20 protein-coding genes and 5 tRNA genes are annotated in these 24,786 nt (G+C 61.3%); 16 read left to right on the plus strand and 9 right to left on the minus strand.

What is annotated here, in order from left to right:
- Nucleotides 1-4 precede the first annotated feature (4 nt).
- From OIU19_RS13945 to OIU19_RS13980, 8 genes are all read right to left on the minus strand, one after another.
- On the minus strand, nt 5-823 hold the full coding sequence (locus OIU19_RS13945) for an ABC transporter ATP-binding protein (protein ID WP_264235476.1): 819 nt from the start codon (nt 821-823) through the stop codon (nt 5-7).
- Nucleotides 824-827: 4 nt separating this feature from the next.
- A complete protein-coding gene (gene hisM / locus OIU19_RS13950) occupies nt 828-1,541 on the minus strand; it encodes a histidine ABC transporter permease HisM (RefSeq protein WP_264235477.1) in 714 nt (237 codons plus the stop codon).
- Nucleotides 1,538-2,245, minus strand: coding sequence for an ABC transporter permease (locus tag OIU19_RS13955; protein ID WP_264235478.1), 708 nt, complete (start codon nt 2,243-2,245; stop codon nt 1,538-1,540). The genes hisM and OIU19_RS13955 overlap by 4 nt, the downstream gene beginning before the upstream one ends.
- An 85-nt stretch (nt 2,246-2,330) precedes the next feature.
- Nucleotides 2,331-3,110: an ABC transporter substrate-binding protein gene (locus OIU19_RS13960; protein WP_264235479.1), complete on the minus strand. Its 780-nt coding sequence runs from the start codon at nt 3,108-3,110 to the stop codon at nt 2,331-2,333.
- Between the two features lie 271 nt (nt 3,111-3,381).
- The gene (locus tag OIU19_RS13965) at nt 3,382-4,425 is read right to left on the minus strand and encodes an ornithine cyclodeaminase (protein WP_264235480.1); all 1,044 of its coding nucleotides are present in this window, start codon (nt 4,423-4,425) and stop codon (nt 3,382-3,384) included.
- Between the two features lie 18 nt (nt 4,426-4,443).
- Nucleotides 4,444-5,361, minus strand: coding sequence for a citrulline utilization hydrolase CtlX (gene ctlX / locus OIU19_RS13970; RefSeq protein ID WP_264235481.1), 918 nt, complete (start codon nt 5,359-5,361; stop codon nt 4,444-4,446).
- 149 nt (nt 5,362-5,510) lie between these two features.
- Nucleotides 5,511-10,352: a dermonecrotic toxin domain-containing protein gene (locus OIU19_RS13975; protein WP_264235482.1), complete on the minus strand. Its 4,842-nt coding sequence runs from the start codon at nt 10,350-10,352 to the stop codon at nt 5,511-5,513.
- Between the two features lie 68 nt (nt 10,353-10,420).
- Nucleotides 10,421-12,226, minus strand: coding sequence for a sigma-54-dependent Fis family transcriptional regulator (locus tag OIU19_RS13980; protein ID WP_264235483.1), 1,806 nt, complete (start codon nt 12,224-12,226; stop codon nt 10,421-10,423).
- Nucleotides 12,227-12,460: 234 nt separating this feature from the next.
- On the opposite strand from OIU19_RS13980, the gene OIU19_RS13985 reads away from it, so the two are divergent.
- Genes OIU19_RS13985 through OIU19_RS14010 form a run of 6 tightly spaced genes read left to right on the plus strand, consistent with a single transcriptional unit; the run spans nt 12,461 to nt 18,374 of the window.
- The gene (locus OIU19_RS13985; protein ID WP_264235485.1) at nt 12,461-13,555 is read left to right on the plus strand and encodes an ABC transporter ATP-binding protein; all 1,095 of its coding nucleotides are present in this window, start codon (nt 12,461-12,463) and stop codon (nt 13,553-13,555) included.
- The gene (locus tag OIU19_RS13990; RefSeq protein ID WP_264235486.1) at nt 13,555-14,652 is read left to right on the plus strand and encodes an ABC transporter ATP-binding protein; all 1,098 of its coding nucleotides are present in this window, start codon (nt 13,555-13,557) and stop codon (nt 14,650-14,652) included. Before OIU19_RS13985 ends, OIU19_RS13990 begins: the two co-directional genes overlap by 1 nt.
- On the plus strand, nt 14,649-15,512 hold the full coding sequence (locus tag OIU19_RS13995; RefSeq protein WP_264235488.1) for a carbohydrate ABC transporter permease: 864 nt from the start codon (nt 14,649-14,651) through the stop codon (nt 15,510-15,512). The genes OIU19_RS13990 and OIU19_RS13995 overlap by 4 nt, the downstream gene beginning before the upstream one ends.
- A gap of 4 nt (nt 15,513-15,516) precedes the next feature.
- Nucleotides 15,517-16,317 (plus strand): carbohydrate ABC transporter permease, encoded by an 801-nt coding sequence (locus OIU19_RS14000; protein WP_264235489.1) that lies wholly within the window; start codon nt 15,517-15,519, stop codon nt 16,315-16,317.
- Nucleotides 16,318-16,329: 12 nt separating this feature from the next.
- A complete protein-coding gene (locus OIU19_RS14005) occupies nt 16,330-16,602 on the plus strand; it encodes a DUF2160 domain-containing protein (RefSeq protein ID WP_264235490.1) in 273 nt (90 codons plus the stop codon).
- Between the two features lie 35 nt (nt 16,603-16,637).
- Nucleotides 16,638-18,374, plus strand: coding sequence for an ABC transporter substrate-binding protein (locus tag OIU19_RS14010; RefSeq protein ID WP_264235491.1), 1,737 nt, complete (start codon nt 16,638-16,640; stop codon nt 18,372-18,374).
- Between the two features lie 135 nt (nt 18,375-18,509).
- On the opposite strand, the gene folD is transcribed toward OIU19_RS14010, so the two are convergent.
- Nucleotides 18,510-19,364 carry a bifunctional methylenetetrahydrofolate dehydrogenase/methenyltetrahydrofolate cyclohydrolase FolD gene (folD, locus tag OIU19_RS14015; RefSeq protein ID WP_186555012.1) on the minus strand — a complete coding sequence of 285 codons (855 nt, stop codon included), beginning with the start codon at nt 19,362-19,364 and terminating at the stop codon, nt 18,510-18,512.
- A gap of 270 nt (nt 19,365-19,634) precedes the next feature.
- Between folD and OIU19_RS14020 the strand changes: the two genes are divergently transcribed.
- The 10 genes from OIU19_RS14020 to clpX all read left to right on the plus strand — a co-directional run bounded on the left by OIU19_RS14020 (nt 19,635) and on the right by clpX (nt 24,727).
- A tRNA-Arg gene (locus tag OIU19_RS14020) sits at nt 19,635-19,711 on the plus strand.
- Nucleotides 19,712-19,753: 42 nt separating this feature from the next.
- Nucleotides 19,754-19,829: transfer RNA gene (locus tag OIU19_RS14025), tRNA-His, on the plus strand.
- A 57-nt stretch (nt 19,830-19,886) separates the two neighbouring features.
- Nucleotides 19,887-19,971 (plus strand) — tRNA-Leu (locus OIU19_RS14030).
- Nucleotides 19,972-20,014: 43 nt separating this feature from the next.
- Nucleotides 20,015-20,090, plus strand: a tRNA-His gene (locus tag OIU19_RS14035).
- 58 nt (nt 20,091-20,148) lie between these two features.
- Nucleotides 20,149-20,233: transfer RNA gene (locus OIU19_RS14040), tRNA-Leu, on the plus strand.
- 89 nt (nt 20,234-20,322) lie between these two features.
- Nucleotides 20,323-20,583, plus strand: a complete 261-nt coding sequence (locus OIU19_RS14045) for a hypothetical protein (protein WP_264235492.1) — start codon at nt 20,323-20,325, stop codon at nt 20,581-20,583.
- 157 nt (nt 20,584-20,740) lie between these two features.
- Nucleotides 20,741-21,046 (plus strand): DUF6388 family protein, encoded by a 306-nt coding sequence (locus OIU19_RS14050; protein WP_264235493.1) that lies wholly within the window; start codon nt 20,741-20,743, stop codon nt 21,044-21,046.
- A 242-nt stretch (nt 21,047-21,288) separates the two neighbouring features.
- Nucleotides 21,289-22,602, plus strand: coding sequence for a trigger factor (tig, locus tag OIU19_RS14055; protein WP_186555009.1), 1,314 nt, complete (start codon nt 21,289-21,291; stop codon nt 22,600-22,602).
- A 91-nt stretch (nt 22,603-22,693) separates the two neighbouring features.
- Entirely contained in the window at nt 22,694-23,335 is a 642-nt protein-coding gene (gene clpP / locus OIU19_RS14060) for an ATP-dependent Clp endopeptidase proteolytic subunit ClpP (protein ID WP_186555008.1), read from the plus strand.
- Nucleotides 23,336-23,443: 108 nt separating this feature from the next.
- A complete protein-coding gene (gene clpX / locus OIU19_RS14065) occupies nt 23,444-24,727 on the plus strand; it encodes an ATP-dependent Clp protease ATP-binding subunit ClpX (protein WP_186555007.1) in 1,284 nt (427 codons plus the stop codon).
- The last annotated feature ends 59 nt before the right edge of the window (nt 24,728-24,786 follow it).

The following is a 24,786-nucleotide window of genomic DNA, read 5'->3' on the forward strand; positions in this document are numbered from 1 at the left end:
GACTTCACTTAAGACGGTTGGAAAGGAACTGCCGCAGGCGATCGCTCTGGGGGCGATCGAGGATCTCGGCGCTGCCGTGCTCCTCGACCAGGCCCTGGTGCAGGAACAGCACCTGGCTCGACACCTGGCGGGCGAATCCCATCTCGTGGGTAACCATCAGCATGGTACGTCCTTCCTCGGCGAGCGTCTGTATCACCTTGAGCACTTCCCCGACCAGCTCGGGGTCGAGGGCTGAGGTCGGCTCGTCGAACAAAATGATCTCCGGCTCCATCGCCAGCGCGCGGGCGATGGCCACCCGCTGCTGTTGGCCGCCAGAGAGAAACGCCGGGTACTGCTCGGCTGCGCGCGCGGGCAGGCCGACCTTGTCCAGGTAGGTGCGGGCGCGGGCCTCGGCTTCGCTGGCACTGATGCCCAGCACCTTGCGTGGCGCCAGGCAAATGTTCTCCAGCACGGTCAGGTGGCTCCACAGGTTGAAGTGCTGGAATACCATCGCCAGGCGCGTGCGCAGGTTCTGCAATTGAGCTGGCGGCGGGGTGCGGGTGCCGGGGCGGATCTCAAGGGTCTGGCCGTCCAGGGTGATACTGCCGGCGTCGGGTTGTTCAAGGAAGTTGATACAACGCAGGAAGGTGCTCTTGCCCGAGCCGCTGGCGCCGATCAGGCTGATCACATCGCCCTTGCGCGCTTGTAGCGAAACACCCTTGAGCACCTGGTGCTCGCCGTAATGCTTGTGCAGGCCGTCGACGCTGAGTTTGCGGGTGCCGCTGAGGCTGTGGGCGCCAGGGGCGAGTTCGGTGATGGGCAGGGACAGGGCAGACAGGGTCATCGGTTCAGCCTCGGGTAGGGTTCAGAAAACGCATCCAACGGCGCTCGGCCAGTCGGAACAAGCCGACCAGGGCAAAGGACAACAGCATGTACAAGATCGCCGCGACGCCGAAGGCCTGGAAGGTCAGGAATGTCGCGGCATTGGCGTCGCGGGCCACCTTGAGGAGGTCGGCGACAGTGGCGGTGAAAGCCAGCGAAGTGGCGTGCAGCATCAGGATCAGTTCGTTGCTGTAGGCCGGTAGCGAACGGCGCAAGGCTGCAGGCAGCACCAGGAACAGGTTCAGCCTCCAGCCGCGCAGGCCATAGGCTTGGGCCGCTTCCATCTCGCCGTGGGGGATGTTGCGGATAGCCCCGGCGAAGATCTCCAAGGTGTAGGCGCAGGTGTTGAGCACCAAGGCCAGCAGGGTGCAGTTCAAGGCGTTGCGAAAGAACTGGTCGAGCAGGGCGTAATCGCGCACCACCTCCAGGCTGTACAAGCCGGTGTAGCAAATCAGCAGCTGGATATACAGGGGGGTGCCGCGAAACACGAAGGTGTACAACTGCACCGGCAGGCGCAGCCAGGCGCGGCGTGAGACCCGGGCCAGGGCCAGCGGCAACGAGAGCAGCAAGCCCAGGAGCATGCTGACCACGAACAACCAGAGGGTCATGGCCAGGCCGGACAAGCCACTGCCGTCGCTATAAAGGTAGGCCAGGCCGTATTCCTGAAGCAGTTCGATCATCGCGCCAGCTCCTTGATCCCGGTGTTGTAGCGCCGCTGCAGGTAGTTGAGCAGGCGATTGGAGAGGGTGGTGATCAACAGATAGACCAAGCCTGCGATGCACAGGAAGAACAGCATGTCGTTGGTGGTCTTGCCGGCGTTCTGCGCGGCTTTGACCAGGTCGGCCAGGCCGATGATCGAGACCAGCGCGGTGGACTTGAGCAACACCAGCCAGTTATTGCCCAGGCCCGGCAGGGCGAAGCGCATCAGTTGCGGAAACAGCACCAGCGCAAATCGCTGTGCCCGGCTCAGGCCATAGGCGGTGGCCGCTTCCAGTTGGCCTGCGGGCACGCTGAGGATGGCGCCGCGAAAGTTCTCGGTGAAGTAGGCGCCGTAGATGAAGCCCAAGGTCAGCACGCCGGCGCTGAACGGGTCGATTTCAACGTAGTCCCAGCCCAGCGTTTCGGTCAGGTCGTTGAGCCAGATCTGCAGGCTGTAGAACAGCAGCAGGATCAGCACCAGGTCCGGTACGCTGCGGATCAAGGTGGTGTAGAGGGTGGCGGGGATGCGCAGCAGGGCTGAGCGCGAGAGCTTGGCGCAGGCGCCGATCAGGCCCAGCAGCAGGCTCAGGACCAGCGCCAGCAGGGCCAGTTTGACCGTCATCCAGGTGCCTTCGGCCAGCAACGGGCCGAAGCCTTGCAGGCCGCTCGTGAGCAAGTCGTTCATGGGGTAGGGATCTCGTGGAGGCCACTTCGCCGGCAAGCCCGCTGCCACACAGTGGTGTGGACAGCGAGGTGAGCTACCGGCCAGGTCATTCGTTGTAGATATCCAGTTCGCCGACGTACTTCTTCTGGATCGCGGCATAGGTGCCATCGGCGTGGATCGCGGCGATGCCTTTATCGAGCAGGGCCTTGAGCTCGGGATCGGTCTTGCGCAGGCCCATGGCGATGTCCAGCGGCAGGGTCGGATCCTTGATCGCCGGGCCTGACTTGAAGCCTGCCCCTTCGGGCTTGGAGAGGAAATTGAGCTGGGCTTCGAGCTTGTCGGTGACGGTGGCGTCGAGGCGGCCGTTGATCAGGTCGGCGTAGTTCTGGTCTTGGGACTGGTAAGCCTTGACCTGGGCGCCCAGCGGCGCCAGCTTGGCGCGGGCATAGGCTTCTTGCAGCGAGCCTTGCAGCACGCCGACCTGTTTGCCCTCGAGCGATTCTGCGGTTTCGCCGAAGTCAGCCCCGTTGCGCACGATGACTGAGGTGGGGCTGAGGAACAGGCGCTCGGTGAAAGCGATCTGCTTGAGCCGCGCCGGGGTGACGGCCATCGACGACATGATGGCGTCGAACTTGCGTGCGCGCAGAGCCGGGATCATGCCGTCGAACTCGTTGTGCACCCAGGTGCATTTGACTTGTAGCTTGGCGCAGATGGCATTGCCCAGCTCGATGTCGAAGCCTTGCAGGCTGCCGTCTGCGGCGACCGATTCGAACGGGGGGTATTCGGGGAACACGCCGAAGCGGATTTCAGTCCACTCCTTGGCTTGGGTGGCGCTGGCGCACAAGGAAAGCAGAAGGACGCCGAGGCGTTTTCGCATGCGGATCATATGAAGGTCCCTGGGTGTTGTTATTTGAAGTAGGGGCAGTTCAGAACGGTCGGTTGCTGTTGTTAAGGGTGACTCATCGGTCAGGGCTCAGGATGCGCGAGCTAGAGGGTTTTTTTGTGTCGTTTGGTGTGTTCTGGGCTGACCGATTCGGTTGTTAGGTTCGTGTTGGCAGCAGAATCGGCTGTTGCGACACCGGTTTATAGAAGTGCGACAGCGGTTTTAGCGTGGGTTTTGGCGTTTTGGGGCCTGCAATGCAGGCCCCAAAAACCGTTCAGGCAATGCGTTTGACGCTGGCCACCTTCGGCTGCAACAGCGCATACAGATCCTTCGGATTCTCAAGCGTCGGCACCAGCGCGATGTCACTGCCAATCTCCAACGCCTTGGCCTGATCCAGCACATAACGCAGCGCCGAGTAATCCTCGATGGCAAAGCCGACCGAGTCGAACAGGGTGACCTGCACCTCACTCTCGCGCCCGGCGACCAGCCCCTGGACCACCTGCCAGAATTCAGTGGTCGGCGAGTCCGCCGGCATTTGCTGAATCTCACCCTCGATGCGGCTCTGCGGCTCGTACTCGACGATCACCCGCGCTCGCTCGACGATCTCCCGGTGTAACTCGGTCTTGCCGGGGCAGTCGCCGCCCACGGCATTCAGATGCATGCCCGGTTCGATCATCTGCGGGGTGAGAATGGTCGCGTAAGCCTTGTCGGCAGTCACCGTGGTGACGATGTCGGCGCCGCGTACCGCCTCGGCCACGGAGCCTGCAAGGGTCAATTTCAAGCCAGGGTAGCCGGCCAGGTTGGCCAGCAGCTTGGCCGATGCGTCGGGGTCGATGTCATACAGACGGATCTCCTCGATCCCCAGCATCGTATGGAAGGCAATGGCTTGGAATTCGCTCTGCGAGCCATTGCCGATCAGCGCCATGCTGCGGCTGCCAGAGCGGGCCAGGTAGCGGGCGGCCAGGGCTGATGTGGCGGCAGTACGGATGGCAGTGGTCAGGGTCATTTCGCTGAGCAGCACCGGTGCGCCGGTGTCGACGTCGCCCAGGGCGCCAAAGGCCATGACCGTGAGCAGGCCATTGTGGGTGTTCTTCGGATGGCCGTTGACGTATTTGAAGGCATACAGGTTGGCGTCCGATACCGGCATCAACTCGATCACCCCGTCAGGCGAGTGGTTGGCCAGGCGTGGGCATTTCTCGAAGTCGTGCCAGCGCAGATAGTCCTGGCGGATGTACTCGGCCATTTCGCCAAGGCAGCTGGGCAGGCCCTTGCGATTGACCAGGCGGGCGAGGTCTTGCACGTCGATGTAGCGGGTCATGATGGTCTCCTTCAAGGGTCAATGGCGCACGGGCAGGTGCACCTCGGCGAGCATGCAGCGGGCGCTGCCGCCGCCGATGCGTTCGATATGGTCGATGTTCACCACCACCGGCCGGTTGTGCCGCTCGACCTGGCTGCGCTGGCGGCTGTCTAGCGAGCGCCAGGCACTGCGCGACATCACCAGCAGTGGTTGGCCTTGTTTGTCGTGGACTTCGAGCATGTTGCCGGCGAAGTTCTCCAACTGCTCGAAACCCAGCGCAAGGATGTCTTTGCCGGTATCGCGCAGCGAGTGTTCCAAGGCCTTGCGTTCATGGGCGTGGGGCAGGGCATCGAGACAGGCGACGGCGAGCTGGCGGCCTACATTCATCATTACGTTGCTGTGGTAGATCGGCGCCTGCTGGCGATCAACGGCATGGAACAGGCACAGGCGATAGTCCAGCTGTTCGGCGAATTGGCGCAGCGCGGTCTCATGGGTGCGGTCGGAGTGGCAGGCGTAGCTGATCCGGTGTTCGCGGTCCAAAACCATGCTGCCAGTGCCCTCGAGGAACAGATTCTGCTGCTCCAGCGGGCTCAGATCGATGGTCTGGCCGATGCTGAAACGCTCGCGGATAACCTGCAAAACGCCCTTGTCGCGCTCCAGGCGGCGGTTGTGGCCCTCCATGGGGTAGAGCACCAGGCTGCCGTCGGCATGGCTGCTCCACCAGTTGTTGGGAAAGATCGAGTCTGGGGTGTGCGGCTCAGGTGTGTCTTGCACCACCAGCACCTCGACCCCGTGCTGGCGCAAGGTGTCGACGTAGCCATCGAACTCTTCCAGTGCTTTGCGGCTAGCGCTTTCTGGATCCAGCGGGGCCTGCTGGAAACGGTTGTTGCTGGCGGTATCGGGGTTGAAGGCGAACCGCGCCGGGCGAATCATGAGGACGGTATTTGTTGTTTGCATTAGGGCACGCATCCACAGGTGGGCTGTGTGTCCATTGTCCGCTCAAGGGTGATGAAATCCCGGCTGAAGCGCGGCTGGAGTTCAGCAGGTCCAGCTGAAAAGGTGGGGTGTGCAGCCGAATCGGCTGCACGTTGTCAAAGCCGCCCTGATCAGGCTTGGCTGATGTGGAACAATTCTTCAGCCAGCTGAGCATAAAGCGCTTGTTCTGCTTGGCGACGGGTGCTTAGCAGCAATCTGCCTGCCTGCTCATACAAGGCACTCTCGCCAGGGTAGCGATTGGAAACCAGATCGATGCGTTGCAACACGCCGTCGATCCGCCAGATCAGGCCAGGCACCGCCTGGGTTTGTCGCTCTAGTGCAGCGACAAAGCGTTCGGGCACAGCGGGACCACTGTAGGGGCCGGGGCTGGAAGTTGCCTCGCTGAGTTCATTGAAGTATTCCGAAGCCGCTTCCCAGTCTCGCGCCAACGCCTCGAACGAGGCCGGACGCAAGCGCCGGGTCCAGGCCTGCCAGAAGCGTTGCTCGCTGGCCCAGTGCGCCAGGTAACGAGCATCTGTCTCGCGCTCAACCGCTACTGCCAGGCGTTCTAGCGTCGCCTCGCTGAGGTTGGCCAAATAGCCAAAGGCGATCTGTCCGGGCTGCTCGGGCAAGCCCAGCCGGTCAGCGAGGTAGATCCGCGCAACCAGCGCCATTTCGATTTCATCCAGCGGGCTTTGCGGGTTGCTCAACAGCGCGTCGCTCAGATCGTCATCAGGGTGCAAGGCGGGAGCCGCCTGGCGCTCTGCATCGTCTTGTGCGGCTGCCAATGCACTACGCCGAGCGACGCGGGCGTCGTACACGGCGGCGACTTGCGCATCCAGGCGGCTCTGGCGCGCCATGGCGGTGGCCACGGATACCGCCACGGCCTCGTCGCCAGCACCGGCTTGGGCGGTAGAGACGGCGCGCCAAATCGATACCTCTGTCTCGACCTGCTGGAACAGCAGGCTGGCCTGATCAACGCACGCTTGGGCGGCGGCATCGATCTGGTTGACCAACTGTTGCTGCAATTGCGCCAATCCCCAACCGCCGTCTTCGCCGGCAACCGGTTGCAGGCTTAGCACACGCAGGATATGCACGATCCGTTCGCGCATCCGAGGTGGGCTGGCGACATATTCCGGCGTATCTATCATGCGCTCGAACAGCTGGTACAGCGGGGCCCACATAGGGTCCTCGGCGTTGGCTTGACGTTGCGCTTGCAGGTCGGCGGGAAGCTCGATATTCCACGCTTGGGCGGGCGCCTCGAGCGCGTCCATGTCGGGAATCGCTGCCAAGCCAGCATCACGCAGGGCGCGTTGGGCGGGTTCGGCGAATGGATTGCCGTCGAAATCGTAGAAGGTTGCCTGTTCTTGGTTGCGGATCGCTTCGGCAAATGCACTGTCATTTAGCGCTGGTGCATCGACCAGTCGGTTGTCGCTCAGGTCCAGTGAGCGTAACACCAGTGGCCGCTGGTTCATCAGATCCGCCAGGCCCTGGGGCCACTGGGTGAGTTCGCACTGACCCAGGTCCAACGACTCCAGGTGTTGCCAGCCGCTGACATCGGGGGCCAGCTGCAATGGGTTTTCCCCCAAGTGCAGCGAGCGCAGACGAGTGAGTTGAGCGAGTGCTGCGCGGCTTTCGGCGGTCAAGGTGATGGAGTTGGAGCCGAGGCTGAGTTCGGTCAGTGCAGGCCAGCCGTGCAAGGCTTGGAAATGCTCGGTTTGCAGGGTCAGCTTGTTAGCGTCGAGTTGCACCGCTTGCAGGTGTTGCAACTGCGCCAGTCGTTGCAGCGCTGCAACCGAAAGATTTTCAGCGGCATCGGTCAGGTTCAGGCGCTGCAGCTGCGCCAGGCGAGTCAGCACATTGAGGTTTTGTTCGCCATCGAGCGGGAGGCAATTTTCCGCGACATCCAATGCTTGCAACTCGCGCATCTGGGCGATGGACTCAGGCAACCAGCGCAGCATGTTGGAGGAAATGTCCAGTAGCTGAACCCGCGGGAAGGCTTGCACAAAGCCCTCCATGTTCATCGCTTCGCCACTGCGTGAGCCGTTGATCATGAGCATCCTCACGTGTTCGAACTGGGTTGGCAGATTAGGTAACGGGCCCAGGTGCTCGGCCTGCAGGATCAGCCCCGCATCACCCGGCTGGCTTTGCCTGCGCCAGGCTTGGCGTATTCGCTGCGCAGCCTCGGCACGTGCGGCCCTTCTTTGCTCGAATTCGCCTACAGCGATGCCGTCTGGATCGTTGGTCCAGGTATCGAGCGTGCGGTTAAGCCGCTGCAGGTCGCTGCGTAGACGTTCCAGCAATCTGCCGAACGCACCTGGGCTGTTGCCTGCTTCCTCGCGCAGGCGCTGGCGTAACCAATCACGATCCTGCGGCTCGCGGCTGGGAAACAGCGCCTCGAACACTTGCTCATCAGTCGTCCAGCCTTGGCCTCGGCCGCTGAGTGGATAACCGATACGGCGGTCTTGTGGCAGACGCGTTGGCAGACGGTACAAGGGGCGAATGGGCACCAGCCCTAGTTGATTGGCAGTACGCTGCCGATCTATCGAGGCCTTTTCGAACAGCGCGTCTCGCAGGCGCAGCGGCTGATGGATCTCAAGTTTCATTGCAACGCGCTCGGTATCGGGCAGTGCGTTGAGAATCGCCTGGTAGATAGTCATCTTGCTGGCCAGAGCCTGGCTGCGTTCATCAAAGGGTTGGTAGCCCTGCGCGCTGCGCACCAGGGTTTTGACCGGCCGGTCCTGGGCGCCGCAGGCCTGGAGCAGCGAGCCATGTGGGCTGCCTTGGCGTAGCTCGAGGCGTACCTCGTTGGTCCAACCAGGCAGTTGCTCAAATGCGCTGAAGATCAACGCATCACGGTCCTGGGCTGGGCCGCTTTCTTGATAAAAGCGCTGCAAAGCGCGGTCGATGCGCGCTTCACGCAAATACACGCGGGCCGTTTCGGCGATCGGCAGGGGCAGTCGGCTGCTCTGTTGCATCCGCATGACGTCTTTGGCATCTGCCTTGGCCAGGATCTCAGCGCGGACCCTTGAGCTTAGCGATGGGAAGTCGCGCGCCAACGCGCTGGCGTCCGCCCAACTGCTCTCAGGCCCAGCTGCACCAGTGGCATCCAGTGCTTGCAGGCTGTCGAGCAGCAGCGCGGGCGCCGCTTGCTGATCGGCCATCACTCGACGTACCGCCGCTTCGCTGTAGCCACTGCAGCGCAGCGCACGCAGCAGGGTTTCATCGCTCACTGCCGGCCCGCACTTGGCGATGCGCCTGAGCGACTTGGCAGTACCCCAGGCCAAAGGTTGCTCGTGTTCGAGCTGCCAGGGTATCTGGCCGTTACCAAGCAAGCGCGGCTGATACTGATGGCCCTTGGCAGGCGCCAATTGCCAGCCACCTTCGGGGTTTTGCTCCACGGGCAATGCCTTGCCATCAAGGTTCAGCCAGTGCTTGCCTTGCCATAGGCGCAGGCCTTCGCCGTTGCTGGCGGTGCCGCTGGGCCATGGGGTTGGCTTGCTGAAAGGCTTGAGATCTCCGTGCCACAAGCGTGCACCGGATTTGCCGGCAATGCTTGTCCAGTGCTCCAGCGGCCCAGGCAGTTCGATTGCCGCATGTGCAGCCCCCAGCACAGCGAATTGCACCAGGCTATCGAACACCTCGAAGAGATGCTCGATAGCCGCATCCGTTTCGCCTTCCTCGAGTGCGTGGACCCCCTCGAGAAACTCGTTGACGATCTGCGCGCCTCCTATCACCAACATGACTTGAGCAAGACCAGGAACGAACAAACTGACCACGTTCAGCACAGTCAGGCCGACGCCGAACCAGCCCATAATTCGCGCGCGTTGCGCCTGGGTGTCCAATCGCGCGGTCGGGACGGCGAGGGTGACGGCATCGTCAAGCGTGCTCTGAACCTGATTGCTGGCGCGGGCAGTGAAGCAGTTGCCGGGCCACTGGGTGAATGTCAGGCTCAGGCGGGCATTCTTATCCAAGGTTTCCTGCCACAGCTCATGCGGGGCGGGAAACGCACGCTTGATCCAGCTGAACGCCTGGCCTTTTTCCAGTACGGGTGGTGTGGGATGAAGGGTTGCGTAGGGATAGCGCGGATAGAGCGTCTGGCGCAGCCGGGCGATGAAAGTGGGGCGTTGCGCGTGGCTGACGTAACGCGTGAAGAATTGGCGAAAGTCGGGCTCCCATAGCCTTCGAGTCAGCGCGGCTCCAGCAGCCTGCAAGGAGGGATACTGGCGCACTGCGCCTGGCTGATCGCCAGGTAGATAAAGTAGGCATGGTTCGGTTTGCCCTTGGGGCTCGCGGCGCACCAGCAGCGGGCCGCTCAGAGGTACGCCCAAGAGGCTCAGGTAGCCACATTGCAGGCGCGCCGAGCCGTGTACAGAAGGGATCTCGACCGCTCCTGCCAGGGCAGCTTCGCCCAGCGCTTGCCCCCGGCTGTCGAGCCGACCCTGCATCTGTGCGCAGCTGAGCTCGGCGGCAAAAGCGGCGTGGTCCTGGGCGCGCAACAGGCTGCGAAAAATGTCGTTGTCGACATGATCACGCAGGTGGTTCAGATAGCGCTGGCCCAGGTCAAGGTTGCGGATGCCCTTGACGAACCTGCTCGTATCCAGCGCCATCCGCTCGCCATCGGCTGAAGGATAAAGCCAAATTGGCGTGTCCGGCTTCAGGTTTTGCAAAGCGGCCTCCAACCAGGACATCGATCGGTGGTGGTCCGGGGTGCGATCGCTGAGTACTGCTTGGTCAACCTGGGGCAGCGTTTGGCCGGGATACCAGGACTTAAGAGCGTCGTGCAGCAGTGGCCGGCAGAAAGTCTCGACCGATTGGATCGAGGCCATGGCCTGCTCCAGCTTGCGGGTTGCCTTATGACTGAGCTGCAGACGGCTTTTCAGCGTGCTGCGCTGCGCAAGGGTGCTCTGTTGCAGCCAACTCGGCATTCGTTGATGGATCAAGGCAAGGTGATGAGGCAGTGCGTGAGACATGAGCTGCTCCTGGTGTGTGGAGCAGAGAGGCTAAGCAAACGCCAGTGCCGGGGTTGTGTATCCGGTTGCTACCTGTGCCGGACAAGGCTTGAGTGGGCGGGCTCGACACCTTGCTCACGCAAGCGTTTGTACAAGGTGGTGCGGCTGATACCCAGGCTGCGGGCCAGCGATGAGAGGTTGCCGTTAGCCGAGCGCAGCAGTTCAACCAGGCTGCCGGTTGCCGGCGCACTGCCTGGCAGCGCGCAAGGTTCTGAGATACCAGGCTGTGGTTCAGCAAAGCCTTGTGGTAGGTGCTCAATGCTGATCGCAGCGGTACCGGCGAGTGCCAGTGCCACTTGCAGCACGCTGCTCAGTTGCCGCAGGTTGCCAGGCCAGGGGTGATTGAGCAAAACCTCCAGCACTGGGGCCGTCAGCTGCTGGGGTTGCCCAGCCTCGCAATAGCGGGCGTGCAGTTGTTCGATCAACTGGCGGCGGTCGCTGCGCTCGCGTAGCGCCGGCAGGGTCAGGCTCAGCCCGGCGATGCGGTAGTAAAGGTCCTGGCGAAATGAGCCGTCGCGCACTTGCGCGGCCAAGTCACGGTTGCTCGCCGAGACCACGCGGATGTCCACCGCTACCGGCTCAGCGCTGCCCAGCGGTTGAATGCTGCGCGATTGCAGCACCCGCAGAAGACGAGCTTGGGTGGCCAGTGGCATGTCGCCGATCTCATCGAGAAACAGGATGCCCAGGTGGGCCTTGCGGATCAGCCCAGGGTTGCCTTTGTGGTGGGCACCGGTAAAGGCGCCTTTGTCATAACCGAACAGTTCCGACTCCACCAGCTCGGCCGGGATCGCTGCACAGTTGACCGCCACCAGTGGTTGCTGGGCACGGCTGCTGGCGCGGTGCAGGGCTTGCACGAAGACTTCTTTGCCGACGCCCGTTTCGCCCTGAACCAGCACCGGGATGTCCTTTTCCAGCAGTAGCCCAGCCTGGGCCAGGGCCTTGTCCACGCGCGGGTCGCAGTGGCCGCTGCGCTGCCGAGTGCGCGGCTTGCGTGGGGCGTGCCATTGGCAATGCAAGCGGTTGCGCCCGGTCGCTTGCAGGGCAAACGGCTGACCTTCGGCTTGCGCCAGTATCTGGCGTAGTGGGATCTGAAAGAGTTGTTCCAGATTGTGCTGCAGCGGCACCCGTCCCAGCAGGCTATCGGCCCGGTGGTTGGCGGCCAGTATCCGACCGTGCTCGTCGAACAGCAGCAGGCCGGCCCATGAGCTGTCGAGGTTGTCCGGACCACTGTTGAACAGCAGCTGATGCAATTGATCGGCATGCCGGGCGAGGATCAGCCGGTTCTCCAGGCTCTGGCTCATCATGCGCACCAGGCCCAGGGTTTGAGCGGCGGGCAGATAACCATCGCTGGCCACATCGAGCACGCCAATCAGGCCCCGCTCGGCATCGAACAACGGCGCAGCGGCGCTGGCCATGTAGCGATTCTGGCGCAGGAAGTGCTCGTCCTGGCTGACATGAATGGCTTCACCGCAGATCAGCGCGGTGCCCAGGGCATTGGTCCCCACGCCTTGCTCGCGCCAGCAGGCTCCGGGGCAGAAACCATGTTGCTGGCGCGGCTCGACAAAACGCTGCCTACCCCAGGTCTGCAGCAGGCAGCCAGCGGCATCGGCGAGCATGACCAGATAGCTGGAGTTGCCCAACAGGTGGCTGTATTGCGGCATGACCTCATCTCGGGTCACGTGCAGCAGGGCTTGCTGGCGTTCGAGCAGGGCGCTGAGTTGCGCGGGGGGTAGGCAGTCGAAATCCGGCGCGCCGTGGGGCGCCAGGCCATGCTCGCGGCAACGCGCCCAGGAGGCCTGGATCAGTTGGGCATGGGTCGATGCGGATGCGGCCATGGGCCTGTCCTGTGTGGTTGTTGTTTTATGCCGACCGCAGTTCAGTGTTGTTCAGCTCTGTTCATTGTCAATGCCGAGCCTGTTCAGCTGTGCAGCGAAACTGTTCATTTGTGTTCAGTCGCGTTGTGCTGGCAACCAGCGCTGATGCCCCACGGCTCGGTGATAGAGCGCTTGCCCCTGGCCTGGCACGGATCTGGCTCTGGTCTGCGCACAACAACGACAAAAGGCCACGCCATGTCCCTGGTGCTCGAGCAGGTCAGCCGCAGCGTCGATAACCAACCCTGGATTGTCGATGCCAGCCTGCGTTTCGAACCCGGCTCGTTCAACGTGCTGCTGGGTCGCACCCTGGCCGGCAAGACCAGCCTGATGCGCCTGATGGCCGGGCTCGATCGGCCCGATCGTGGCCGGGTGCTGATCAATGGCCAAGACGTGACCGGCGTGCCGGTGCGTCAGCGCAACGTGTCGATGGTGTATCAGCAGTTCATCAATTACCCGACCCTGACGGTCTTCGAGAATATCGCCTCGCCCTTGCGCCAGGCACGTCTGGCGGAGGATGAAATTCGTCGGCGCGTGCAGGAAACTGCGCAGATGCTGCGCATCGAAGCCTATCTGCAGCGCTTGCCGTTGGAGCTTTCCGGCGGCCAGCAGCAGCGCACGGCGATGGCTCGCGCGCTGGTCAAGGACGCCTCGCTGATCCTGTTCGACGAGCCGTTGGTCAACCTCGACTACAAGTTGCGCGAAGGGCTGCGCCAAGAGTTGCGCGAGCTGTTTGCCGCACGCAATTGCATTGCCGTGTACGCCACCACCGAGCCGAACGAAGCGTTGGCCTTGGGCGGTACCACGACCCTCGTTGATCGAGGGAGGATTATCCAGAGTGCAGCCAGTGCCGAGGTCTACCACCACCCGTGTAATGAACTGGCCGCCGAGCTGTTTTCCGAGCCGCCGATCAATCTGGTGCCCGGGCAGATCGCCGGTAACGAAGTCAGCCTGGCCGGCGCGGTGCACTTTGCCCGCAACGCCGACCTGCGCAGGCTGGGCGATGGCCAGTACCGCTTCGGCGTGCGTCCCAGCCATATCACGCTAGTGCCGGCGCATGACGATGACCTGGAGTTGCCGGTGTTGGTGGAGTTGGCCGAAATCAGTGGCTCGGAAACCTTCCTGCATGTGCGCAACGAGCACTGGCGGATGATTCTGCACCTGCCCGGTGTGCACGAGTATCAGGTCGACACGGCCATTCGCGTGTTTGTCCCGACCCACAAGCTGTTCGTCTTCGACAGCACCGGAGCACTGGTGCAGGCGCCTGGCCTGCGCGAAGCGAGGAGCGCCTGATGGCCGAGATTCGTTTGCGCCAGTTGGCTCACAGCTACAGCCGTCAGCCACGCTCATCGGCCGACTATGCCTTGCATGAGCTGGAGCATGTCTGGGAGCAGGGTGGGGCCTATGCCTTGCTGGGGCCGTCGGGCTGCGGCAAGTCGACCTTGCTCAACATCATTTCCGGTTTGCTCAGCCCATCCCAGGGCGAGGTGCTGTTCGACGGCAAGCCGGTCAATGAACTGTCGCCGCAGCAGCGCAACATCGCCCAGGTGTTTCAGTTCCCGGTTGTCTACGACACCATGAGCGTGTTCGACAACCTGGCCTTTCCCCTGCGCAACCAGGGCCTGGACGAAACTCGGGTGCGCGCGCGGGTGGCGGAGATCGCCGAGGTGCTCGACCTGACTGACGTGCTGAAAAAGAAAGCGCGCAACCTCAGCGCCGACGAGAAGCAGAAAGTTTCCATGGGGCGTGGCCTGGTGCGTGATGACGTCTCGGCGATCCTCTTCGACGAGCCGTTGACGGTGATCGACCCGCACCTGAAGTGGAAGCTGCGGCGCAAGCTCAAGCAGATCCATGAGCAGTTCAACATCACCATGATCTACGTCACCCATGATCAGCTGGAAGCCTCGACCTTCGCCGACAAGATTGCGGTGATGCATGGCGGACGTATCGTCCAGTTCGGCACCCCGCGTGAGCTGTTCGAGCGCCCGCGTCACACCTTTGTCGGCTACTTCATCGGTAGCCCTGGGATGAACCTGATCGAGGTGCGCGCGCAGGCCGATGGCGTGGGTTTTGGCGACGTCCACCTAACGCTGCCAGCAGGCTTGCGCGAGCGGCTGGCGGCGCAGCCGGGCGGACGCCTGCAGGTGGGGATCAGGCCGGAGTTCGTGCAGGTTTGGGAGCGGCCGCTGGACGATACCTTCGAGGCGCGTGTGGTGGATGTCGAGGATTTGGGCACCTACCGCATTGTCACGCTCGATTTGGCCGGCACCCCGCTCAAGGCGCGTATGGCAGAAGATCGGCCGGTGCCACAGGGGCGCGCCTGGGTGAGCTTGCCGAGCCAGTGGTTGATGCTCTATGTCGATGATCTGCTGCTGGAGCTGGCGCCATGAACAAGGTGCCGAACAACAAGGCCTGGTGGCTGGTGCTGCCGGTGTTCCTGCTGGTCGCGTTCAGCGCGGTGATCCCGATGATGACCGTGGTCAACTATTCGCTGCAGGACATCTTCGATCAGTCCAATCGCTACTTCGTCGGCGCCGACTGGTATCGCCAGGTGCTGCGAGACCCGGCCCTGCACGACGCGCTGTGGCGTCAGTTCATCTATTCCGGTTGCGTGCTGCTGATCGAGATCCCGCTGGGCATCGCCATCGCCCTGACCATGCCGACCAAAGGCCGCATGGCCTCGGTGTGCCTGATCGTGATGGCCATCCCGCTGCTGATTCCATGGAACGTGGTGGGCACCATCTGGCAGATCTTCGGCCGTGCCGATATCGGCCTGCTCGGGGCTACCCTGGCGCAGCTGGGGGTCAACTACAACTATGCCGGTAACCCCTTCGATGCCTGGGTCACGGTGCTGGTAATGGATGTCTGGCACTGGACTTCACTGGTCGCGCTGCTGTGCTACTCGGGCCTGCGCGCGATCCCCGATGTGTATTACCAGGCCGCGCGCATCGACCGCGCCTCGGCCTGGGCGGTGTTTCGGCATATCCAATTGCCGAAGCTGAAGAATGTGCTGCTGATCGCGGTAATGCTGCGTTTCATGGACAGCTTCATGATCTACACCGAGCCTTTCGTGCTCACTGGTGGCGGCCCCGGTAATGCCACCACCTTCCTCAGTCAGACCCTGACGCGCATGGCCGTGGGGCAGTTCGACCTAGGCCCGGCAGCGGCGTTTTCGCTGGTGTATTTCCTGATCATCCTGCTGGTGTCGTGGCTGTTCTACACGGCCATGACCCATGCCGACAAGGACTAGGCCGATGACCGTGCGCAAGACAGTACCACTGCTGCTGTACTTCTTCTTCCTGCTGGTGCCGATCTATTGGCTGCTGAACATGTCGTTCAAGCCCAACAGCGAGATCCTCGGCGGCCTGACCTTGTGGCCAGAGGCATTCACTTTGGATAACTACAAGGTGATCTTCACTGACCCCAGCTGGTACACCGGCTACCTCAACTCGCTGTACTACGTGTGCCTGAATACCCTGATCTCGCTGGCGGTGGCGCTGCCGGCTGCGTATGCCTTCTCGCGTTACCGCTTTCTCGGCGACCGGCATCTGTTCTTCTGGCTGTTGACCAACCGCATGGCACCGCCGGCGGTGTTCTTGCTGCCGTTCTTCCAGCTGTATTCCTCGATCGGCCTGTTCGACACCCATATCGCCGTAGCGCTGGCGCACTGCCTGTTCAACGTGCCGCTGGCGGTGTGGATCCTGGAAGGCTTCATGTCCGGCGTGCCCAAGGAAATCGACGAAACTGCCTACATCGACGGTTATAGCTTCCCGCGTTTTTTTGTGAAGATTTTCATCCCGCTGATCGGCTCAGGGATCGGTGTGACGGCGTTTTTCTGTTTCATGTTTTCCTGGGTCGAGCTGCTCCTGGCGCGCACCTTGACCTCGGTCAACGCCAAACCGATCGCCTCGGTGATGACCCGCACCGTGTCGGCCTCGGGCATCGACTGGGGGGTGCTGGCCGCCGCCGGGGTGCTGACGATCCTGCCAGGCATGCTGGTGATCTGGTTTGTCCGTAATCATGTGGCCAAGGGCTTTGCCTTGGGCCGGGTGTAGGAGGGCGACGCGATGGAGTGGATGGCCTGGACCTTGCCCACTGCGCTGTTTTTCATCGCAGTCGGCCTGTTGCTGTTGGGCATGACCGTGCTTGAGCTGCGCCGGCCGTGCATCGAGCGGCGTGGTTTTCTGCCGATCGCCACCACCCGTGGTGACCGGCTGTTCATCGGTTTGCTGGCCAGTGCCTACCTGCACCTGTTGCTGGTCGGGGTCAGCGACTGGCCGTTGTGGGTGGCCTCGCTGTTGTCGCTGGCTTGGCTGGTGCTAGTGCTGCGCTGGGGATGACTGGCGCCGTGGAATAACTCAATCGGGAGATCACAATGTTCGATAACGACAACAACCGGCGACATTTGACCCTGGCCGCGGTACTTGTGCTAGGGCTGCAGGGCAACGCCTGGGCCGATCAGTACGAGGACGCGGCGAAGAAGTGGATCGACAGCGAATTCAAGCCCTCGACCCTGACCCCGCAGCAGCAGATGGACGAACTCAAGTGGTTCATCAAAGCCGCAGAGTCGTTCCGTGGGATGAAGATCAACGTGGTGTCGGAAACCATCACCACCCACGAGTACGAGTCCAAGGTACTGGCCAAGGCCTTCAGTGAGATCACCGGGATTGCGCTGACCCACGATCTGCTGCAAGAAGGTGATGTGGTGGAAAAGCTGCAGACCCAGATGCAGTCGGACAAGAACATTTATGACGGCTGGGTCAACGACTCCGACTTGATCGGTACGCATTTTCGCTACGGTAAGGTCGAATCGATTACCGACATGATGGCCAACGAAGGCAAGGCCTACACCTCGCCGACCTTGGATCTGCAAGACTTCATCGGTATCTCGTTCACCACCGCGCCAGACGGCAAGGTCTACCAACTGCCTGACCAGCAGTTCGCCAACTTGTACTGGTTCCGCGCTGACTGGTTCGATCGCCCCGACCTCAAGGCCAAGTTCAAGGAGAAATACGGCTACGAACTGGGCGTGCCGGTGAACTGGTCGGCCTATGAGGACATCGCCAAGTTCTTCACTGAAGACGTCAAGCAGATCGACGGCAAGCGCGTGTATGGTCACATGGACTATGGCAAGAAGGACCCATCGTTGGGCTGGCGCTTCACGGACGCCTGGTTCTCCATGGCCGGCGGCGGCGACAAGGGCCTGCCCAATGGCCTGCCGGTGGACGAGTGGGGGATACGCGTTGAGGACTGTCATCCGGTCGGCTCCAGCGTGACCCGGGGGGGTGACACCAACGGCCCAGCAGCGGTCTATGCGACCCAGAAGTATGTCGACTGGATGCGTGCCTACGCGCCCAAGGAGGCCCAGGGCATGACCTTCTCTGAGGCAGGCCCGGTGCCTGCGCAAGGCAACATCGCCCAGCAGATCTTCTGGTACACCGCGTTTACCGCTGACATGACCAAGCCCGGCCTGCCAGTAGTCAATGCCGACGGTACGCCGAAGTGGCGCATGGCGCCTTCGCCGAAGGGCCCGTACTGGGAGGAAGGGATGAAGCTCGGTTACCAGGACACGGGCTCCTGGACGTTCTTCAAATCCACTCCCGAGAAGCAGCGTTTGGCGGCCTGGCTGTATGCGCAGTTCGTGACCTCCAAGACCGTGTCGTTGAAAAAGACCATCGTCGGCCTGACGCCAATTCGTGAGTCGGACATCAACTCCCAGGCCATGACCGAGCTTGCGCCCAAGCTTGGCGGTTTGGTGGAGTTTTACCGCAGCCCGGCTCGGGTGCAGTGGACGCCGACCGGGACCAACGTGCCGGATTATCCGCGCTTGGCCCAGTTGTGGTGGAGCCATATTGCTGAAGTGGCCAGTGGCGAGAAGACTCCGCAACAGGCGCTCGATGGGTTGGCCCGCGATCAGGACCGCATGCTTGAACGGCTTGAGCGCTCCAAGGCGCAGGCGACCTGTGCACCCAAGCTCAATCCGGAGAAAGATGCCCAATACTGGTTCGACCAGCCGGGTGCACCCAAGCCTAAGCTTGAGAACGAGAAGCCCAAGGGCGAGACGGTGAGCTACAGCGAATTGCTCAAGTCGTGGGAGGCGGCGCGTAAGTGACTTGAGGGTGCTGCTGTACGTGCCAAGGCGCAGAGCGTGGGGGCGGGCTTGCCCCGCGATGAGGCCGGTGAGGGCTGCGTGAAATCCAGAGCATAAAAAAACGGCACCTGCTAAAGGTGCCGTTCTCTGTTCAACTCACTTATGCAGCTCTTCGGCGGCAAACAGTGTGTTCTCCAGCAAGCAGGCCCGGGTCATCGGGCCGACGCCGCCCGGTACCGGGGTGATCCAGCCTGCGCGGGGCAGGGCAGTCTCATAGACCACGTCGCCGACCAGCTTGCCGTCTTCCTGGCGGTTGATGCCGACGTCGATGACGATCGCACCTTGCTTGATCCACTCACCCTTGACCAGGCCTGGTTTGCCAGCAGCCACCACCACCAGGTCGGCGCGGCCGACGTGGCCGGCCAGGTCCTTGGTGAAGCGGTGGGTGACGGTCACGGTGCAGCCGGCCAGCAGCAGCTCCATGGCCATTGGCCGGCCAACGATGTTTGAAGCGCCCACTACGACCGCGTTCATCCCATACAGATCCTGCCCGGTGCTTTCCAGCAAGGTCATGATGCCTTTCGGCGTGCACGGGCGCAGCAGCGGGATGCGTTGGGCCAGACGACCGACGTTATAAGGATGGAAGCCATCGACGTCTTTGTCCGGGCGGATGCGCTCGAGCAGCAGCGAGGCGTCCAGGTGTGCCGGCAGCGGCAGTTGCAGCAGGATGCCGTCGACCGCTGCATCGTCATTGAGGCGATCGATCAGCTCGGTCAGGGCTTGCTGCGTGGTATCGCTAGGCAGGTCGAAGGCTTGGGAAATGAAACCGACCTCCTCGCAGTCCTTGCGCTTGTGCGATACATAGACTTGGGAAGCGGGATCGGTGCCGACCAGGATCACCGCCAGGCCTGGCGTACGCAGGCCTTGCTGGCGACGCTCCACGACACGTTGAGCGATCTGCTGGCGCAGGCTGGCGGCGATCGCCTTGCCATCGATAAGGTGTGCAGTCATAGACGCGTGATTAACCATCGAGAAAGGAACATATAGAAGCGCGCATTCTCGCACGACACGGCGCGAGGGCAAAGGCGGGTGGTCGGGCAAATCCCCTAACCCCTTCAATAATTTAAATTTTTTAGAGAAAGAGGTTGACGCTTTTGCAGCTCGTCTATAACATTCGGCGCACTTGTCGGGCACAGCCTAGCACTGGTTGGCTAAGTCGGGCAGAATGAGTGGTTTAACAGCTTGACTGATAAGCCTCATTCGGTCAGGCGGCATGCTTATGCGCCCGTAGCTCAGCTGGATAGAGCATCCGCCTTCTAAGCGGATGGTCGCAGGTTCGAGTCCTGCCGGGTGCGCCATTAGGCGGCATAGGCACGCAAGTGAAGTTGTAGCGCGATATGGTGGGCGTAGCTCAGTTGGTAGAGCGCCGGATTGTGATTCCGGTTGTCGTGGGTTCGATTCCCATCGTCCACCCCATATTCTGCAAAGGCGCCTTGATTGTTGGATCTGGCGCCTTTGTTTTAAGTGTTACACGCGGACGTGGTGAAATTGGTAGACACACTGGATTTAGGTTCCAGCGGCGCAAGCTGTAAGAGTTCGAGTCTCTTCGTCCGCACCATGTTTCTCTAGGCTTCAGCGCAACACTGCAACACCGCAATATGGTGGGCGTAGCTCAGTTGGTAGAGCGCCGGATTGTGATTCCGGTTGTCGTGGGTTCGATTCCCATCGTCCACCCCATATTTTTCGAAGGCGCCTTGATTGTATAATCAGGCGCCTTTTGTTTTATCTGCTTCACGCGGACGTGGTGAAATTGGTAGACACACTGGATTTAGGTTCCAGCGGCGCAAGCTGTAAGAGTTCGAGTCTCTTCGTCCGCACCATCCAAGTGCTTGATCGTTCGAGCACAAAAAAGAGGCAGCCAGTGGTGCTGCCTTTTTTCTGCCTGTATCGAGGCTTTCTGCGAGGCTGAATGATTCGCCGCTGCGCCGCACTGCCCGGATTGTTACTGCTAATGGCCACCTTGCTCAGCGCGGGATGCCAATCGCCGCGCGACAGCCTGCAAGCCCTCGCAGCCGGGCATGGGCAGCGCGTTGAGCTCATCCACACTCGCGACTATCCAGTGCTCTACAGTGCAGTGCGTGTTCCTGCGGCGCCCACGCTGCAGGTGCAGACCTTGGCGGGTAATCTGAGTCCACAGCAATGGGTGCGCTTGCTCTTATTGGCCTCATGAGCAAGCCTGGCGTCAGTGGCGCGGGCGCTCGCTGGAGTGCGTGGGCGCGCAGGATTAGCGCCGATCACGCAGCTGGCTCTGGTGGCGGCGTAATAAAAGCTGATAGATTTCAGTCGGTTGAAACTCCGGTCGACAAACCGGTAGAGGGATTGCCCCAATGATTGCAAAAGAAGCCCGCCAAGCCTTGGCGCTAGAGCGTTTCGCCCAAGCCAATCCGCAGATGCTCGAGGAGATCCGCGAGTTGGATCCGCGCGAGCAGGCCCAGCAGATTGAATGGGCGTTCGAAGATGCAGCGCAGGAGCAGGGCATAGAGCCCTGGGAGTTGACCCTGCAACTGATCGCCGAGAGCCCAGAACAGCTGCAGGCCATGCGTCTGGAGGTCCATCGCGAGGTGGCCGAGGCGCTGGGGATGGAGTGGCAAGAGTACTGCGCGTTCAACGAGATCGATCCCGAGCAGGGGTGATGGTCGCTTGGCCGGGTAGTTGTTTGACAAGGTTTTTCAGCTGCGTGCCCCAAGCGGTGGCGTGCAGCCCTTAACGGATAGGGCCTGGCGGCTGAGCGCGCAGGTCCTTGAATGAAATCGATCGGCGTGGTTTCCCGTCGTCCCGAGTGGGGTGACTTCTGGTGCGTGAGTCACTAGAATGCTTGCCCTTGATTCTGGAGTCGGGCTATCGCCGGCTAACGTCTGTGCAACGAGGAATATCCATGCAAGTTTCGGTTGAAAACACTTCCGCTCTCGAGCGCCGCATGACCATCGCCGTTCCGGCCGAGCGCGTCGAGACCGAAGTCAACAAGCGTCTGCAACAGACTGCCCGTCGCGCCAAGGTTCCAGGCTTCCGTCCTGGCAAGGTGCCAATGAGCGTCATCCGTCAGCGTTACGAAGACGCTGCCCGCCAGGAAGCGTTCGGTGACCTGGTCCAGTCGTCCTTCTACGAAGCCGTCGTCGAGCAGAAGCTGAACCCGGCTGGCGCCCCAGCTGTTGAGCCTAAGTCCTTCGAAAAAGGCAAGGACCTGGAATTCGTTGCCATCTTCGAAGTATTCCCAGAGTTCACCGTTGCAGGTTTCGAGTCGATCAACGTCGAGCGCCTGAGCGCCGAAGTGGCTGACGCTGACCTGGACAACATGCTGGAAGTCCTGCGCAAGCAGAACACCCGTTTTGAAACCGTTGAGCGCGCTGCGCAAAACGATGACCAGGTCAACATCGATTTCGTTGGCAAGGTCGACGGTGAAGTATTCGCCGGCGGTTCGGCCAAGGGCACCCAGCTGGTGCTGGGTTCCGGCCGCATGATCCCAGGCTTCGAAGATGGCCTGGTTGGTGCCAAGGCTGGCGAAGAGCGCGTTGTCAACGTGACCTTCCCAGAGGACTACCAGAACCTCGACCTGGCGGGTAAAGCCGCCGAGTTCACCATCACTGTCAACAGCGTTTCCGCGCCTCAGCTGCCAGAGTTGAACGAAGAGTTCTTCGCTCAGTTCGGCATCAAAGAGTCGACCCTGGAAGGCTTCCGCAACGAAGTTCGCAAGAACATGGAGCGCGAGCTGCGCCAAGCGATCAAGACCAAGGTGAAAAACCAGGTCATGGACGGTCTGCTGGCCGCCAACCCGATCGAAGTGCCAAAAGCGCTGCTGGAAAACGAAGTCAACCGTCTGCGCGTACAAGCTGTTCAGCAGTTCGGTGGCAACATCAAGCCTGACCAACTGCCGGCCGAACTGTTCGAAGAACAGGCCAAGCGTCGCGTTGTCCTGGGTCTGATCGTTGCTGAAGTGGTCAAGCAATTCGACCTCAAGCCTGACGAAGGCAAGGTTCGCGAGATGATCGAAGAAATGGCTTCGGCTTACCAAGAGCCAGAGCAGGTCATCAGCTGGTACTACAAGAACGACCAGCAACTGAACGAAGTGCGTTCGGTTGTGCTGGAAGAGCAAGTTGTAGATACTGTCTTGCAGAAAGCGACTGTGACCGACAAATCGGTCTCGTACGAAGACGCAGTCAAACCAGCCCAGGCCCCTGCCGAAGCTGAGTAAACTGCCCCTCTCGTAGGAAGCCCCCACAAGCCAGCCTTCGCGCTGGCTTGTGCGTATTCAAGCCATGACTATTTGGGAGTGAGTGCAGGACATGTCCCGCAATTCTTATATTCAGCAGAGCTCTGACATCCAGGCCGCAGGCGGTCTGGTCCCGATGGTTATCGAGCAGTCCGCCCGTGGCGAACGCGCCTATGACATCTACTCGCGCCTGTTGAAGGAGCGAGTGATCTTCCTGGTAGGTCCGGTAGAAGACTACATGGCCAACTTGGTCGTGGCGCAACTGCTGTTCCTGGAAGCGGAAAACCCGGACAAGGATATCCATCTCTACATCAACTCACCGGGCGGTTCGGTGACTGCTGGCATGTCGATCTACGACACCATGCAGTTCATCAAGCCGGACGTCTCCACCATCTGCATCGGCCAGGCCTGCAGCATGGGCGCCTTCCTGTTGACCGCGGGTGCCAAAGGCAAGCGTCACTGCCTGCCGAACTCGCGCGTCATGATTCACCAGCCGCTCGGCGGCTTCCAGGGGCAGGCGACCGACATCCAGATCCACGCCCAGGAGATCCTCAGCATCAAGGGTCGTCTGAACGAGCTGCTGGCCTACCACACCGGCCAGGACCTCGAGACCATCCAGCGTGATACTGAGCGCGACAACTTCATGAGCGCCCAGCGCGCGGCCGAGTACGGCCTGATCGACTCGGTATACGACAAGCGGCAACTGGTCTCCTGATCCCAGGGGCCAGAGCGGGTAGGCGCCGAAAGCGCCTACCTGCGGACTTGAAAAAGCCCGCAATTGCCTTCATCTTGTGTTTCAAGCCTACCGGATTGGATCGATCGAATGACTGACACCCGTAACGGCGAGGACAGCGGCAAATTGCTCTATTGCTCCTTCTGCGGCAAAAGCCAGCACGAAGTGCGCAAATTGATTGCCGGGCCCTCGGTATTTATCTGCGACGAGTGCGTCGACCTGTGCAACGACATCATCCGCGAGGAGGTGCAGGAAGCCCAGGCCGAGAGCAACGCGCACAAACTGCCTTCGCCAAAAGAAATCAGCGGCATCCTGGACCAGTACGTCATTGGTCAGGAGCGCGCCAAGAAGGTGCTGTCCGTAGCGGTGTACAACCACTACAAGCGCCTGAACCAGCGTGACAAGAAGGGCGACGAAGTCGAACTGGGCAAAAGCAACATCCTGCTCATCGGGCCTACTGGCTCGGGCAAGACCCTGCTCGCCGAAACCCTTGCACGCCTGTTGAACGTACCGTTCACCATTGCTGACGCCACCACCCTGACCGAAGCCGGTTATGTCGGTGAGGACGTCGAGAACATCATTCAGAAACTGCTGCAAAAGTGCGACTACGACGTAGAAAAAGCCCAGATGGGCATTGTCTACATCGACGAGATCGATAAGATTTCGCGTAAGTCGGACAACCCGTCGATCACCCGCGACGTTTCGGGCGAGGGCGTGCAGCAGGCACTGTTGAAGCTGATCGAAGGCACCGTGGCCTCCGTGCCGCCGCAAGGTGGCCGTAAGCACCCGCAACAGGAATTCCTGCAGGTTGATACCCGCAACATCCTGTTCATCTGCGGTGGCGCGTTCTCGGGTCTGGAAAAAGTCATCCAGAACCGTTCCACCAAAGGTGGCATCGGCTTTAGCGCTGAAGTGCGCAGTAAGGAAGAAGGCAAGAAGGTCGGTGAATCCCTGCGTGAAGTCGAGCCTGACGATTTGGTCAAGTTCGGTCTGATCCCAGAATTCGTTGGTCGTCTGCCAGTGCTGGCGACGCTCGACGAGCTGGATGAGGCAGCGCTCATGCAGATCCTCACCGAGCCGAAGAACGCGCTGACCAAGCAATATGGCAAGCTGTTCGAAATGGAAGGCGTGGACCTTGAGTTCCGCAGCGATGCGCTCAAGGCCGTTGCTCGCAAGGCTCTGGAGCGCAAGACTGGCGCCCGTGGCCTGCGTTCGATCCTCGAAGGCGTGCTGCTCGACACCATGTATGAAATTCCTTCGCAGAAGGAAGTCAGCAAGGTGGTGATCGACGAGAGCGTCATCGAAGGTAGCTCGCAACCGCTGCTCATCTACGAGAACAGCGAGCCGCAAGCCAAAGCCGCGCCAGACGCCTGAATCAGGTATTTGTTGCGTAAACAGAAGGGGCCTACGGGCCCCTTTCTGCTTTTCCTGCT

This window comes from Pseudomonas sp. BT-42-2, assembly GCF_025847435.2.
Taxonomy (GTDB): domain Bacteria; phylum Pseudomonadota; class Gammaproteobacteria; order Pseudomonadales; family Pseudomonadaceae; genus Aquipseudomonas; species Aquipseudomonas urmiensis.

Coding starts and splice junctions, on each gene's coding strand:
- OIU19_RS13945 (WP_264235476.1), bottom strand. CDS start 823: ATGACCCTGTCTGCCCTGTCCCTGCCCATCACCGAACTCGCCCCTGGC.
- hisM (WP_264235477.1), bottom strand. CDS start 1,541: ATGATCGAACTGCTTCAGGAATACGGCCTGGCCTACCTTTATAGCGAC.
- OIU19_RS13955 (WP_264235478.1), bottom strand. CDS start 2,245: ATGAACGACTTGCTCACGAGCGGCCTGCAAGGCTTCGGCCCGTTGCTG.
- OIU19_RS13960 (WP_264235479.1), bottom strand. CDS start 3,110: ATGATCCGCATGCGAAAACGCCTCGGCGTCCTTCTGCTTTCCTTGTGC.
- OIU19_RS13965 (WP_264235480.1), bottom strand. CDS start 4,425: ATGACCCGCTACATCGACGTGCAAGACCTCGCCCGCCTGGTCAATCGC.
- ctlX (WP_264235481.1), bottom strand. CDS start 5,361: ATGCAAACAACAAATACCGTCCTCATGATTCGCCCGGCGCGGTTCGCC.
- OIU19_RS13975 (WP_264235482.1), bottom strand. CDS start 10,352: ATGTCTCACGCACTGCCTCATCACCTTGCCTTGATCCATCAACGAATG.
- OIU19_RS13980 (WP_264235483.1), bottom strand. CDS start 12,226: ATGGCCGCATCCGCATCGACCCATGCCCAACTGATCCAGGCCTCCTGG.
- OIU19_RS13985 (WP_264235485.1), top strand. CDS start 12,461: ATGTCCCTGGTGCTCGAGCAGGTCAGCCGCAGCGTCGATAACCAACCC.
- OIU19_RS13990 (WP_264235486.1), top strand. CDS start 13,555: ATGGCCGAGATTCGTTTGCGCCAGTTGGCTCACAGCTACAGCCGTCAG.
- OIU19_RS13995 (WP_264235488.1), top strand. CDS start 14,649: ATGAACAAGGTGCCGAACAACAAGGCCTGGTGGCTGGTGCTGCCGGTG.
- OIU19_RS14000 (WP_264235489.1), top strand. CDS start 15,517: ATGACCGTGCGCAAGACAGTACCACTGCTGCTGTACTTCTTCTTCCTG.
- OIU19_RS14005 (WP_264235490.1), top strand. CDS start 16,330: ATGGAGTGGATGGCCTGGACCTTGCCCACTGCGCTGTTTTTCATCGCA.
- OIU19_RS14010 (WP_264235491.1), top strand. CDS start 16,638: ATGTTCGATAACGACAACAACCGGCGACATTTGACCCTGGCCGCGGTA.
- folD (WP_186555012.1), bottom strand. CDS start 19,364: ATGACTGCACACCTTATCGATGGCAAGGCGATCGCCGCCAGCCTGCGC.
- OIU19_RS14045 (WP_264235492.1), top strand. CDS start 20,323: ATGATTCGCCGCTGCGCCGCACTGCCCGGATTGTTACTGCTAATGGCC.
- OIU19_RS14050 (WP_264235493.1), top strand. CDS start 20,741: ATGATTGCAAAAGAAGCCCGCCAAGCCTTGGCGCTAGAGCGTTTCGCC.
- tig (WP_186555009.1), top strand. CDS start 21,289: ATGCAAGTTTCGGTTGAAAACACTTCCGCTCTCGAGCGCCGCATGACC.
- clpP (WP_186555008.1), top strand. CDS start 22,694: ATGTCCCGCAATTCTTATATTCAGCAGAGCTCTGACATCCAGGCCGCA.
- clpX (WP_186555007.1), top strand. CDS start 23,444: ATGACTGACACCCGTAACGGCGAGGACAGCGGCAAATTGCTCTATTGC.